The organism is Paenibacillus herberti, from assembly GCF_002233675.1.
GTDB lineage: Bacteria > Bacillota > Bacilli > Paenibacillales > Paenibacillaceae > Paenibacillus_O > Paenibacillus_O herberti.
In genome coordinates this window covers 2,299,536-2,313,069 of record NZ_NMUQ01000001.1, presented here as the reverse complement: position 1 = coordinate 2,313,069, position 13,534 = coordinate 2,299,536, and the positions used below count along the sequence as shown (strand labels likewise).

The following is a 13,534-nucleotide window of genomic DNA, read 5'->3' as shown; positions in this document are numbered from 1 at the left end:
GAATTGCGTAAGTACGCACATTTAGTTCATGTACTTACCTAAAGGTGAGTGCCCCTAAGCTAGGCTTCAACGAATTAGCAATTCCAAAAAGGATTTTGCCCCAATTGAAGGTGTAAAATTCTTGCGAATCGCGACTCCGATCCGGCGGTCCGGCAGCGGAATTTCGGTGCGCAGTTCGACCAGCGTTCCGTCCGCAATACGCGGTTCCACGTAAGCCCGCGGCAGAAAGGAAACGCCGTATCCCCTTTCTGTGAACTCGCTGAGCATATCCAGACTGTTCAGCTCAAAATCGGCCTCGGCCTCTATTCCCTGGTGCCGGAACCAATCCTCGATAAAGGATCTTGTTGAGCTACCGGGCGAGAGCATGAGCAGGGGTAGCTTCGCAAGCTGTTCTGCCGAGACGGGTTCTCGTGACCAGTCCGCAAAAGCTTTTCCGACTACCGCGCAATAAGGCGAGGCATCGCTCCCGACAATTTCAATTTCCTCATCGGAAACGGGTAAATACACACAGCCGATATCGAGGGAACCTTTTTTCAGACGATCGAGAATAAGGCTTGTCCGCTCCTGTGACAACTGAATACGGATGCCTGCATAACGCTCGTGAAAGGCGTCAAGCATAGGAAGTAGAAAATGTTTGATAATTGCACCGTTGGCTCCAATTCGCAGTATGCCTTCGTTTAATTGAAGCCTTTGCTTCATGCTGCGCTCGGCTGTTTCAAGCTCCTCGAACGCTTGCCGGACATGCCGCAGCAGAGCCTCGCCTTCGTAGGTCAAGCGTACTCCTTTGGACAAACGATCAAACAGCTTGACGCCAAGCTCGTCCTCAAGCTGTTTGATCGCGTAGCTGACGGAAGGCTGTGTCATATGAAGTGTTTGTGCTGCTTTCGTCAAATTGGAGTTTTCGGCTGCATGCAGGAAGATTCTGTACCATTCGGTATTAGTCGCCACCTTTGCCATCAATCCTCTCTATGTCAACGTATAAATAATGTGATTTCATTTATCACAAGTATACTGTTAAACTTGGTGTTAAGGAAATCTGAGGTTAACAACTAACGGGAGTGAAGATAGATGGCAGGAAGTACATTTGGCGAACGGTTAAAAATGACGACGTTTGGTGAGTCGCACGGCGAAGCAGTAGGCGTTATTGTGGAGGGAGTAACCCCTGGAGTTGAAATTGACGAGGCGTATGTGCAGGTGCAAATGGACCGTAGACGTCCTGGTCAGTCTTCCGTTACGACGCCCCGCAAAGAGTACGACAAAATCCGTATTGTCTCCGGTATTTTTGAAGGAAAGACGACTGGAACGCCGCTTTGCATCTTGCTCAACAATACGGATATGCGCCCATCGGCATACGATGATATTAAAAATCTATACCGTCCTGGGCATGCTGATTTCACCTACGATCAAAAGTATGGTTTCCGCGATTACCGGGGAAGCGGCAGAGCGTCCGGCAGAGAAACGGCTGGGCGCGTAGCGGCGGGAGCTGTGGCTCGGAAGCTGCTGGAGCGCCGCGGTGTATCTATAGTGGCCTATACGAAGGAAATTGATGGCATCCGGTGTGAAACATTCGATCCCGATGCGATCGAGCGCAATCCAGTGCGTGCCTGTGACCCTGTTGCGGCAGAGCGCATGGTAGAGCGGGTCGAGCAACTGGCTGCAGAAGGCAACAGCAGTGGCGGCATCGTGGAATGCCGTGTCAGCGGTGTGCTGCCGGGGCTCGGCGAGCCTGTATTTGATAAGCTGGATGCGGAGCTGGCAAAAGCGATGCTGTCCATCGGGGCAATCAAGGGCATCGAGTTCGGTGCAGGATTTGCGGCGGCAACGATGCGCGGCAGCGAGCATAACGATGAGATGGACGCGAACGGCTTCGTAACAAATCATGCGGGCGGAATTGTAGGTGGCATCAGCACGGGCGCGGACATCATTTTCCGCGTTGCCGTCAAGCCGACCTCTTCGATTTCATTGCCGCAGCGTACGGTGGATGCAAATGGTGAGGAACGCGAAATCAGAACAATCGGCAGACATGATCCATGCATTTGCCCGCGTGTAGTTCCGGTTATTGAAGCAATGGCTTGTATGGTCATCGAGGATCATTACAAGCGCCAAGCCGCTTTGTTGGATGGGTAAAAGGTTGCTCCGTCCCTTATGGGATGGGGCTTTTTGTGTTCCAAATAAAAAGTCTTGGGAGGTATTTTCATGGTAAAAGCGATGGTTACAGAACGACTGACATTACGTCCCCTTGAGCTTCAGGATGCTGAGGCAATAGAGAGTCTAGCGGGAAATAGGGATGTAGCGGATACAACTTTGAGCATCCCTCATCCGTATCCAACAGGTTCCGCCCCTTCGTTTATCCAAGCTAGACAGGAGGCTATGGCCAGAGGTGATAGTTATTCGTTCGCTGTTACACTTACAGAAGGCGGGAAATTCCTTGGAGTAGTTGGATTGCATGTGAACAAGAGACATAATATGGCAGAACTGGCTTATTGGATTGGGAAGCCTTATTGGTTAAGGGAGACGTTTATGAAGATTTAACACACTATGGAGTGCTTCGAACGGATAGTTTTAAATAAAGCTTCCTTCTATATAATGTTTGATTTTCTGAGGCCAAAGGGGTCCAATAAGATCTCTCAGTTCCGTTAGCTCCGAAGCGAAAAGATTTATGCTATATCCGCTCGTCAGTTTACTGTGAGAGCGCCTGCCTGATGCGGCATGAATAGTTGAAATTCACGAACGAATCCAGAGTATTACAATTTCACCTGATTGCTTTAACTATTCTAGTAGGATTAAGCCAAGCGCCCATCGAAAATAAGGCTAGGACCCGATTGATCGAGTCCTAGTCTTAAATATGCTGGGGGCCGAGCCTCAGCTTTTGCTGAAGCCTTACGGGACTAGGCCCCAGCCATATGCCTGGTGGGATCAACTCCCAATCGAGTCCTAGCCTTAAAGCATCAAGATTTAATTACACCGACCCATTCTCGAATTCCTCTCGGATTCGCTGGTACAGATCGGGGTTAGCCAGCACCTCATAGGCTGTCAAAGCAAGCAGTCTCGCGCCAAGCAGCATCGCTTCCAGCGCTTCTTCCTGCATAGCTGCGTCGCGGAATTCAACGGTGTGCAGATACAGCTTATCTTGAACAACCTTCAAATAAGGATGAATCGCCGGGCATCGCAACGACACATTGCCAAGATCCAGCGATCCGTGATCTGTGCCAGTTAATACAGCATCGTCCGGAACGCCCGTTTCTCTAAGCTTGGATTGAAACACCTCAGAAAGCGCCTCATTCGTCACTAGTTCATCGTAGCTGTACTCGAATTGTGAGATTTCCAAGTTGCAACCGGTTTGCAGCGCAGCACCTTCGGCGCAGGCGCTCACGCGGCGGGTAAGCTCATTCGTATAAGCGCGGTCCCCAGCACGAACATAAAATTGTGCCGAAGCATGACCGGGGATAATGTTGGGAGCTTGTCCGCCGTTATTGATAATGCCATGAATGCGAGAGTCGCTGCGCGTTTGCTGCCGCAAGGCGCCCACAGAGTTGAACAACATAATTACGGCATCCAGCGCATTCACGCCAAGATGGGGGCTTGCTGCAGCATGAGCAGTTCGTCCATGAAAGTCGAACTGCAGCGCATCAAGCGCCAGCGACTTGCCGGATCGTTCATACGAATGATAGGGATGAGCCATGAGAACGAAGCCGCAGTCATCGAACCAACCTGCCTCGCTCATCGTCACCTTGCCGCCGCGAGTTTCCTCAGCTGGTGTTCCATACACGCGGATTTTTCCTCCAACGTTTTCAATGACACTTTTCAAAAGAATACCAGCCGCCGCACCCATGACACCGATCAAATGATGACCGCAGGCATGCCCGATATCCGGCAGCGCGTCGTATTCACATAAAAAACCGGCTGTTGGTCCTGGCTTGCCGGAATCGAACTGGGCCAAAAAGGCGGTTTCCATGCCGAGCACGCCTCTCTGTACAGTAAAGCCCATCTGCTCCAGCTCCTCGGCTAACAAGGAGGAGGCAAGGAATTCCTCATGACCCAGCTCCGGGTTGTCGCCAATGCGTAGGGACAGAGCCTTCCAGCGTTCTCCACTGCGCTGACCGAGCTCTTGTATGGTGTTTTGGTAATCGAGCATAGTTCTCCCTCCAAGGACAGACAATGATAATAACAATAAGCCCAGTATAGCGCATGTAGCGGCGAGAAAGCTTGATCGTTTAACAGCTCGCAGAGGGCATTTTGGGCAGTTCAAAAGTAATGTCAGCAACAATGCTGACATAATAGCGTTTTCATTTGATTGTAGCTTGCAACTTGCTAGCATAGAATTAAGCAGGACAAAGGACCTATGCGCGCACGGTCCTTTTGACAAGCTTATTCGAGGAGGAACTTCAAATGGCGCAACCAACTTCACCTTCGTCCGGAGGCGCACGCGTAGGCGTGCAAAAATTCGGGCGCTTTCTAAGCGGCATGGTCATGCCGAATATCGGAGCATTCATCGCCTGGGGCTTGATTACGGCCCTTTTTATCCCGACCGGCTGGCTGCCTAATGAATATTTAGCTAAGCTCGTAGGGCCAATGATTACTTATCTCTTGCCACTGCTCATCGGTTACACCGGTGGTACGATGGTACACAAGCAGCGTGGCGGTGTCATTGGCGCGCTCGTTACGATTGGTGTAATCGTCGGATCAGATATTCCAATGTTCCTCGGAGCCATGATTGTTGGACCAGCGGCAGCGTGGGTACTTAAGAAGTTTGATAATGCGGTCGAAGGCAAAATTCGTTCCGGCTTCGAAATGCTCGTCAACAACTTCTCGCTCGGTATTATTGGCGGTGGGCTTGCTCTAGTTGCTTACTCGCTGATCGGGCGGGCCATTGAAGGCCTGACGAGCATCCTGTCTGCAGGGGTAACATTTCTCGTCGACTACCACCTGCTCCCGCTTGTAAACATTCTGATTGAGCCGGGCAAGGTGCTGTTCCTGAACAATGCCATCAACCATGGTTTGCTCAATCCGATTGCAGTTGAACAAGCGAGAGAAACAGGCCAATCACTCCTGTACATGCTGGAGTCCAATCCTGGACCAGGACTTGGTATTCTGCTTGCCTACATGATCGCTGGACGCGGCATGGCTCGGCAATCTGCTTCTGGCGCTTCGATTATTCATTTCTTCGGCGGGATTCACGAGATTTACTTCCCGTATATTCTGATGAATCCGCGTCTTCTGTTGGCGGTTATCGCAGGCGGTGTCAGCGGTACATTCACATTTTCGATGTTGGGAGCGGGCCTAACAGGACCTGCTTCACCGGGTAGCATTCTCGCTTATATCGCCATGGCTCCGCGCGGCGGACTGCTGCCGGTTCTGATCGGGGTTGCCGTTTCGGCGGCTGTATCGTTCGTAATTGCAGCATTGCTGCTCAAAACGAGCAAACAAACGGATGATAGCGAAGAATTGGATGAAGCGACGCGTCGTCTGAAAGAGATGAAGGCTGCCGGAACGGCAACTGCAGCTGGCACGGCTGGTGTGGCAACTGCTAATCCCGGAACAGCTTCTGCAGATGCTTCAATCCACAAGCCTAAGGAAGCCATTCATAAAATTGTGTTCTCCTGCGACGCCGGTATGGGTTCAAGCGCCATGGGCGCCTCGATCCTACGCAAAAAAGTCAAAGCTTCTGGCTCGAATGTAGAAGTTACGAATACGGCGATCAGCGACATTCCAGCCGATGCGGATATCGTCATTACGCATCATACGCTGACGGACCGCGCTCGTGGTGTAGCGCCGGGAGCAGAGCATATTTCAATCGATAATTTCCTGAAAAGCCCGGAGTACGATAAGCTGATAGATCGGCTGTCTTAACTCGGGAATTGTAAGGACCAATTGGGTACCGGAGCTTGCTCCGGTATCCCATCGTTTTTTGTGCTCATATCAAAGGGAACGGGGGGAGAGGATGGAGCTTACTCATCGTATGAGGCAAATTCTCGATCTGCTGCTTCGCTCTCCCTATGACATCACTGTTGCCGAGATAGCTCGGCGCATTGGAGTGAGCTCGCGAACGGTGCATCGAGAGCTTGACTCCGTCGAAAGTTATCTGCATCGCAGCGGAATCCTGCTTCGCCGTAAGGCTGGCTCCGGGCTTGGCTTGGAAGGTGAGCCGGAAAAGCTGGAGCAGATGCATTCGCAGCTGCAAGCTCCGGATGAGGCTGAGCTTTCTGCCGACGAGCGCCAGATTTATTTGCTGGGTCGGTTGCTTGGCAGCCGTGATCCCGTCAAACTTTTTACATTGGCCAATGAAATGAAGGTGACGGTGTCTACCGTTAGCACCGATCTCGATGAGCTGACAGAGTGGATCGGCAAGCAAGGCTTGCTGCTCATTCGTCGGAGAGGGTATGGCGTTGAAATCACCGGCCCCGAGCCAGCCATGCGGGAAGCGATCCGCGCCTTATTGCGACTGCGGCTCGACGATCTGTCGCTAATTGCTATCGAGGAAGGCCGGCTCCGCCATCCGGTGGACGCCCGGGTTGCCTCTCTGGCGGGAACGGAGCGAATTCCGGCGCTGGAAGAGGTGCTGTGGCAATGGGAAGAAGAGCAGCATGAACATCCGTTGAGCGAAGAGGCATACACCGATCTGCTGCTTAGACTGTCAATCACAGCGCAACGGATCGGGCTTGGCCATGCGGTTACAGAGGCTGAGCTGCTGACACTGACTTCGAGAAAAGGAAGCTCTGATCTGGCAAGCCTTCAGGCTTTGGCCTTGAACCGCTTACCCTCTGTCGCTGCTGACATGTTATGCCGCCTTCTGGAGCAGGAGACAAAGCTTGTATACTCAACAGCGGAGCGGCGCTATGCAAGTTTTTTGCTTGATAAGGCGGCCGAGCGTTCCAGCGGAGCGATTCCGGCGGAGGATTTGGAGCTTGCCGGTATTGTTCAGCGATTGATTCTCAAAATGGAGGCATTCGGAGACTCCCATTACAGCAGCGACCGCTCCTTGCGCGACGGTCTCTACGCCCATCTGAAACCGGCCCTGGAGCGAATCGGTGCCGGTCAGCGTATTCGCAATCCGCTGCTGGATGCGGTACGTAAGGATTACGCGGAGCTGTTCGCACAAGTTAGAAGCGCCTGTGATGCGGTTCTTCCCGGACCGCGAGTGCCGGAGGAAGAGGTAGCTTTCCTCGTTATGCATTTTGGCTCTAGCTGCGAGCGTCAGCGCCAGGTGCGCCAGGATCTGCGTGCGATTATCGTATGTACGAGCGGCATCGGTTCTTCCAAGATGCTGGCGATGCGGCTTGGCAAGGAGTTTCCTCATCTGAAAATGGTGCAACAAGCTTCCTGGTACGAGGCCAGCCGAATTCCGGCGAGCACTTATGATTTGATCATCAGTACGGTGGACTTGCCACTGCCGCAGGGGCAGTACATCAAGCTGAGCCCGCTGCTGTCGCCAGCGGAAGCGGATCGTCTGCGCGAGTTCATGCGGGGCCGTTCCGCTGACTCCGACCGCAGCTCGCTGCAAGGCGAACGTCTCGTTCCCTTGCCCGAACCGTCTGTGGAGCGGGAGTCTGTAAGGCTGCATAAACGGGCAGTCCTGCCGGAAGCAGATGCAGCTTCCGGCAGCGAAGCTGAGCGCGCTGCGCCAGCTCAAACATCCCAATCGTCCCAAGAGTTCCAATCGGGAGGGACAGAAGCACTACATTCGCTCAGCCGGGCTGTGCAACAATGCGTCAGTCTGTTGGATCGTTTCCGCGTCATTAAGCTTCCTGCTGCTGAGGGAAATCTGGAAGTTCTGCTGCTAGAGGCATGCAGCCGTGAGGAGCTTCGAGAAGCGGTGCTGGACCCTTCCGTCATTGCGATGCAGCTTATTCAGCGGGAAATGCAAGGAACACAGCTTATACCCGGAACGGATTTGGCGCTTTTTCATACACGGAGCGAGCTGGTGGCGAAGCCCGTGTTAATGCTTTTTGAGCTGGAGCAGGCGCTTGATATGAAAGAGAACGATGCCCATGAGACTGAGGACGGAACTTCTCTCAAGCGATTCCTACTCATGTTGGCGCCGCGAACGCTGAATCGCGAAAGCCTTGAGGTGCTGAGCGAGATTAGCGCGACACTGCTCGACCAAGCGATGATCGATACCCTTGCTACCGGCAAGGAACAAGTAATCCGCAAGCGGCTTGCCGCTTATTTGACAGCCTTCTTAGACCATAAATTGGAAAGTGAGTGAATTACAGCTATGAGTATACTTAATGCGAGTCTGATCAAGCTTAATGTGCAGGTTGCTGATAAATGGGAAGCGGTTCGTATGGCGGGCCAGTTGTTAGTGGACGGCGGTCATGTGGAAGAAGGATATGTTGCCAAAATGATCGAGCGTGAACAGTCGCTCTCCACCTATATGGGTAGCGGGCTCGCAATCCCACATGGCACGAATGAAGGTAAGGCGCTGATCAAGTCAACCGCTTTGTCGATGCTGCAAGTGCCTGGAGGCGTAGACTTTGGCGGCGATGAGCCAGCCGTTCTAATCGTCGGCATCGCCGCACAAAACGGCGAGCATATGGACATTCTCACTAGCGTGGCGATGGTTTGCTCGGAGGAAGAGAACATGGAGCGAATTCGCACGGCGCAAAGCGCGGAAGAAATTATCGCGATCTTTGAAAGCGAGATGGAATAATGAAGGCCGTCCACTTCGGCGCGGGCAATATCGGCCGAGGTTTTATCGGACTATTGCTTAGCCAAGGCGGTTATGAGGTCATTTTCTCGGATGTAAACGAACGAATTGTTGAAGAGCTAAAGCAGCGAGGTGAATACACGGTTACGCTGGCGGAAGAAGGAGCTAGCGGGATCCAGGTAACTGGCGTGACGGCGATAGATGGCCGGGATCCCGCAGCTGTCGCGGAGGCAGTAGCTTCGGCTGACTTAATAACGACGGCTGTCGGCGTGAATATTCTGAAGCATATTGCACCGGGCATTGCTGCCGGCCTGAAGCTGAGACTTCAGCGCGGCGGGGAACCGCTCCATCTAATTGCCTGCGAGAATGCTATCGGGGCGAGCGCGAAGCTGAAAGAGCAGGTGCTCGCCTTACTCCAACCGGAAGAAGCAGCCGCCGTCTCGGCAATGGCTGCGTTCCCGGATTCAGCTGTAGACCGGATCGTGCCGCTCCAGCATCATGAGGATCCGCTGGCGGTTACGGTTGAGCCATTTTATGAATGGGTCATCAATCGCTCGCAAATGCTGCCCGGAGCAGAGGAGCTGCCAGGCGTCCATTATGTCGACGACCTCATTCCTTTCATCGAGCGCAAGCTGTTCACGGTGAACACGGGTCATTGCTCCGCCGCGTATGCGGGTTACAGCAAAGGGTATGCCACCATTCAGGAATCGATGAAGGACGAGGACATCGCCGCGTTTGTGCAATCGGTGCTGAAGGAGTCGGGGGACATGCTTATTGAAGCCTACGGCTTCCATCGTGCGGAGCATGAAGCCTATATTCTTAAAATAATAGACCGTTTCCGCAATCCGTATCTAACGGACGAAGTCGTTCGTGTCGGTCGTTCGCCGCTGCGTAAACTGTCTCATGAGGATCGGCTTGTCCGCCCGGCGCTGCGGGCGCTGGAGCTTGGCTTGCCGGCTCAAAGGTTGGCCGAGGCAATGGCCCTCGCTTTGCGCTTTGACGAATCGAGCGATCCTGAAGCGACGCAGCTTCAAGAGTCGATCCGGGAGCTTGGCCCGGCTGGCGCACTTGCCGCAGCGAGCGGCTTGCCCGAGGAGCATCCGCTCGTTGCTGCAGCGGTGTCGAGGTATGACGAGCTTGCGAAGCTTTAACTAAGGCATAGGAAAGCCAGCGACTCTCAAGTACAACGCCGGACAAAAGAAGCGACAATCGTCGTTTCGACCCGACCGTTTCGGCATGGAAATACAGGAGGTTGAACGGAATGAACATACATCTGCAAGGAACGGCAGCTTCGCCGGGCATTGCTATTGCGAAGGTTTATCGGCTCCAAGCTGCAGCTCAGGAGCCGCTGCGTATTACAGTGGCCGATCCAGCCGCTGAGATCTTAAGGCTGCGTGAAGCGGTGAAGCAAGCGAAGGCTGATATCGAGCTAATCCGCGTTCAGACGCTGGAACGTCTTGGAGAGCGTAAAGCGGAAATTTTCGAAGCGCATCTTTTTCTGTTAGATGACCCGGAGCTGATTGAAGCTGCTGAAGAGAGGATCACCGAAGACAAAATCAACGCCGAGACGGCTGTGCATGAAGTGGCAACTGGAATCGCCGAGCTGCTCCGTTCGATGGATGATGAGCTGCTGCGCGAGCGGGCGGCTGACGTGGGAGATGTATCCGGTCGTGTCATCAGCAAGCTGGTAGGACGTCAGCACAGCGCCTTATCGGAGCTGAGCGAAGAGGCGATTCTCGTCGCTGCTGATCTGACGCCATCCGATACGGCTCAGCTTGATCTCAACTATGTGCGCGGCTTTATCACAGAGATCGGAAGCCGGACGTCGCATTCCGCGATCATGGCACGTTCACTTGAATTGCCCGCCGTTGTTGGGATGGGTCTGCAGGCGAAGCGCATCGAGACGGGCATGACTGTCATTTTGGATGCGGTGTTAGGCAGCGTCATCGTGGAGCCGACGGAGCAGGAGCTGACCGATTATCGTGAGCGCAAGCGTGCCTACGAGGAAAATGTTGCCCGTATGCGCAGCTTTGTTGATCGCCCTTCCCTATCGGCGGACGGTCATGAAGTGGAGCTTGCGGCGAATATCGGCAGTGTCGAAGATCTTGCCAAGGTGCTGGAGAACGGCGCCGACGGTATCGGATTGTTCCGCACGGAGTTTCTCTACATGGGTCGCAGCTCGCTGCCGACCGAGGAGGAGCAGTTCACCGTTTACAGGCATGTGCTCGAAAAAATGAACGGCAAGCGAGTTGTCATCCGTACGCTCGACATCGGCGGCGATAAAGAGCTTCCTTATATGGACTTACCGAAGGAAAGCAATCCGTTTCTCGGACAGCGGGCGATTCGCCTCTGTCTGAATCAGGATGAGCTCTTCCGCGTCCAGCTCCGCGCACTGCTTCGGGCGAGCGCTTATGGTAAGCTGGCCATTATGTTCCCGATGATTGCCGTAGTGGATGAGCTTGGAGCGGCCAAGCGGATCGTCGAAGAGGAGCGGGTTAAGCTGGAAGCGGCGAGCATCGCTGTATCAGATGAGATTGAGATCGGCATCATGATTGAAATTCCAGCCGCGGCGCTGAATGCAGGGGCACTGGCTCGGGAAGCCGATTTCTTCAGCATCGGAACGAATGATCTCATTCAGTATACGATGGCCGCCGACCGGATGAATGAGTCGGTTGCATACCTGTATCAACCTCATCATCCGTCCATTTTGCGACTTGTCGACATGGTTATCCAAGCGGCCCAGCGTAATGGGCGCTGGACTGGCATGTGCGGCGAAATGGCCGGAGATGCCGATGCCATTCCGCTGCTGCTGGGCCTCGGCCTTCATGAATTCAGCATGAGCGCCTCTTCTATACTGCCCGCACGTGAACTAATTTCCAGGTTATCACGCGAGGAATGCGCCTCCTTGGCTCGTCAGGCGCTGGATTTGGGCTCTCAAGCGGAAGTTCTTTCTCTCGTACGCCAACATCAATCAAGGAGTGAACACTGATATGCAATCCCAAACTTTCACTGTTATCCATCCACAAGGGTTCCATGCCCGTCCAAGTAAGCTTTTCGTGGAAAAAGCAGGCTCTTTCCCTTGCAAGGTCACGCTGTATAAAGGCACTAAGAAAGCCAACGGCAAAAGCTCACTTGGCTTGCTGACGCTCGGCATTTCGGCAGGCAGCGAGATTACGTTGGAAACCGATGGTGAGCAAGAGGAGCAGGCGCTGCAGGAATTGGGCGAAATGCTGACTAAAATTTACGAAGAATAAACGGCACAAAAAGGGCGTCCCTTCATCCAATGGATGAAGGGACGCCCTTTTTACTTATGCCTTGCCGTCGCTTGACATGCAGTCTGCCATTGTTAACGGGCGCGACGCATGCTTCCAAGGATCAGGCTGACAATCAAGACCAGTACAATCGCGCCAATCAAAGCCGGTACAAAGTAAAACCCGCCTACGACTGGACCCCATTGTCCAAGCAGCATGGAACCGAGCCATGCACCGATGAAGCCCGCTACGATGTTGCCGATAATTCCTCCTGGTACATCACGTCCCACCAGCATTCCTGCCAGCCAGCCGATGATACCACCTACGATAAGTGCCCATAACAGTGACATGTTTGTTTCCTCCCTTATTCTGTTTCGTATTGTGTACTGCTCATGCTATTAAGTAACCGTATAGCTCAGGCTCAAAACACCTTCGTTAAACCTGTCGTTTGCCTTTTCAGGTTTCCCTGCTTGGCATGCCATTATTAATATAAGAAAAGAAAGTTTCACAAATAGTACTAAAGAACTAATTCTTTAGCGGGATATTCATTCTAAAGTTATTCATTCCGAAGAAGTTGGTAGCAGAAAACCGTGCCATTAGAACTATAATCGATATATGGATAGATCTTTAGTCTTATGTCGAATGGTTCTAAGGGCAGGACTACCAAGGGGGAATCGGAATGATGGGTTTGAATAAAAAGGCGACAACAACGGCAGTTTTGGCGGTTTTGCTGGCATCCAGTCTTGTTTTTCCAGCTCCAGGGCAAATACATGCCGCTTCCTCGGAGGTATCCACAACAACTGCCGTTATTGCTGGGGCTGATAAGGCCAAGCTTTACGCCCCCGGCTCGACACATAACGCTTCCTCCTATGGAGAAATTGCGGATATTGTATTCAATGTCATGAGCAACAACTATGGGGACCGTGTAACGATTAAATTTAAAGGCGACACATCCGGCATCGATAAAAAGCTGCAGCAGGTGTTCAAGGATGTTGGCTCCAAAGATGATTATATGCGCTTTGTTCTTAAAAAAATGAATTGGAGCTGGACAAGCACCGCGTCCGAGGCAACGATTGAATATGGAATGACATACTGGGAAACACCGGAGCAAAGCGAAGCCGTACGGCAGGAGGCACGCAAGGCATTAACCGATAAAACGATCTCTGGCAAACAAGGCAAGGAGCATCTGCAGGCCATTTATGAATGGGTAATTGGCCGATTGCGTTACGATAGTTCGCTGGATGATCATTCCGCTTATGCAGGATTATTTGGCGCGAATGGTACGGTATGCCAAGGTTATGCGCTGCTGCTGCAACGGATGCTTGAAGAGGCAGGGTATGAGAACCGAATGGTTTACGGCAGCGCCAAGGGCGATTTGCATATCTGGAATTTGGTCAAACTGAATGGTACTTGGCTTCATTTGGATACAACGCTGGATGATCCCGGCGCAGGTCGCAGCAAGCTTTCCTATTTCCTCAAGTCGGATGCCGTATTGGAAAAGGATCATAGCTGGGACCGTACTGCATATCCGCGCTCCGGGGCTGAGCTGAAGGCCGCTGCTATGCGTTCCCTTAAGCTTTGATACAGCTGAAACGGCTTTCCCTTTCCAGTCTGGGATGGTAAGATGGACGCATGA

The 13,534-nt window shown here is 52.8% G+C and carries 12 protein-coding genes; 9 read left to right on the top strand and 3 right to left on the bottom strand.

Annotated elements, in window-relative coordinates:
* Positions 1-66: 66 nt before the first annotated feature.
* Positions 67-957 carry a LysR family transcriptional regulator gene (locus tag CGZ75_RS10645; RefSeq protein WP_245850773.1) on the bottom strand — a complete coding sequence of 297 codons (891 nt, stop codon included), beginning with the start codon at positions 955-957 and terminating at the stop codon, positions 67-69.
* Positions 958-1,068: 111 nt separating this feature from the next.
* Between CGZ75_RS10645 and aroC the strand changes: the two genes are divergently transcribed.
* Together aroC and CGZ75_RS10635 are read left to right on the top strand one after the other, a co-directional pair.
* Complete coding sequence (gene aroC, locus CGZ75_RS10640; protein WP_089524138.1) at positions 1,069-2,127, top strand: chorismate synthase; 1,059 nt, start codon at positions 1,069-1,071, stop codon at positions 2,125-2,127.
* A 69-nt stretch (positions 2,128-2,196) separates the two neighbouring features.
* On the top strand, positions 2,197-2,532 hold the full coding sequence (locus tag CGZ75_RS10635) for a GNAT family N-acetyltransferase (protein WP_089524137.1): 336 nt from the start codon (positions 2,197-2,199) through the stop codon (positions 2,530-2,532).
* A gap of 427 nt (positions 2,533-2,959) precedes the next feature.
* On the opposite strand, the gene CGZ75_RS10630 is transcribed toward CGZ75_RS10635, so the two are convergent.
* Positions 2,960-4,135, bottom strand: coding sequence for a M20 family metallopeptidase (locus CGZ75_RS10630; RefSeq protein ID WP_089524136.1), 1,176 nt, complete (start codon positions 4,133-4,135; stop codon positions 2,960-2,962).
* 254 nt (positions 4,136-4,389) lie between these two features.
* Between CGZ75_RS10630 and CGZ75_RS10625 the strand changes: the two genes are divergently transcribed.
* The 6 genes from CGZ75_RS10625 (at position 4,390) to CGZ75_RS10600 (ending at position 11,901) form a co-directional block, all read left to right on the top strand.
* A complete protein-coding gene (locus CGZ75_RS10625) occupies positions 4,390-5,850 on the top strand; it encodes a PTS mannitol transporter subunit IIBC (RefSeq protein WP_089524135.1) in 1,461 nt (486 codons plus the stop codon).
* Between the two features lie 91 nt (positions 5,851-5,941).
* A complete protein-coding gene (locus CGZ75_RS10620) occupies positions 5,942-8,206 on the top strand; it encodes a BglG family transcription antiterminator (RefSeq protein WP_089524134.1) in 2,265 nt (754 codons plus the stop codon).
* 9 nt (positions 8,207-8,215) lie between these two features.
* Entirely contained in the window at positions 8,216-8,650 is a 435-nt protein-coding gene (locus tag CGZ75_RS10615; protein ID WP_089524133.1) for a PTS mannitol transporter subunit IIA, read from the top strand.
* The gene (locus tag CGZ75_RS10610; protein ID WP_089524132.1) at positions 8,650-9,798 is read left to right on the top strand and encodes a mannitol-1-phosphate 5-dehydrogenase; all 1,149 of its coding nucleotides are present in this window, start codon (positions 8,650-8,652) and stop codon (positions 9,796-9,798) included. The genes CGZ75_RS10615 and CGZ75_RS10610 overlap by 1 nt, the downstream gene beginning before the upstream one ends.
* 110 nt (positions 9,799-9,908) lie before the next feature.
* Complete coding sequence (gene ptsP / locus CGZ75_RS10605) at positions 9,909-11,636, top strand: phosphoenolpyruvate--protein phosphotransferase (protein WP_089524131.1); 1,728 nt, start codon at positions 9,909-9,911, stop codon at positions 11,634-11,636.
* A 1-nt stretch (position 11,637) separates the two neighbouring features.
* A complete protein-coding gene (locus CGZ75_RS10600) occupies positions 11,638-11,901 on the top strand; it encodes an HPr family phosphocarrier protein (protein WP_089524130.1) in 264 nt (87 codons plus the stop codon).
* 92 nt (positions 11,902-11,993) lie between these two features.
* Here CGZ75_RS10600 and CGZ75_RS10595 read toward each other — a convergent pair whose 3' ends face one another.
* On the bottom strand, positions 11,994-12,248 hold the full coding sequence (locus CGZ75_RS10595) for a GlsB/YeaQ/YmgE family stress response membrane protein (protein ID WP_089524129.1): 255 nt from the start codon (positions 12,246-12,248) through the stop codon (positions 11,994-11,996).
* Positions 12,249-12,577: 329 nt separating this feature from the next.
* Here CGZ75_RS10595 and CGZ75_RS10590 point away from each other — a divergent pair, with 329 nt between their 5' ends.
* On the top strand, positions 12,578-13,480 hold the full coding sequence (locus tag CGZ75_RS10590; protein ID WP_089524128.1) for a transglutaminase domain-containing protein: 903 nt from the start codon (positions 12,578-12,580) through the stop codon (positions 13,478-13,480).
* Positions 13,481-13,534: the final 54 nt, after the last annotated feature.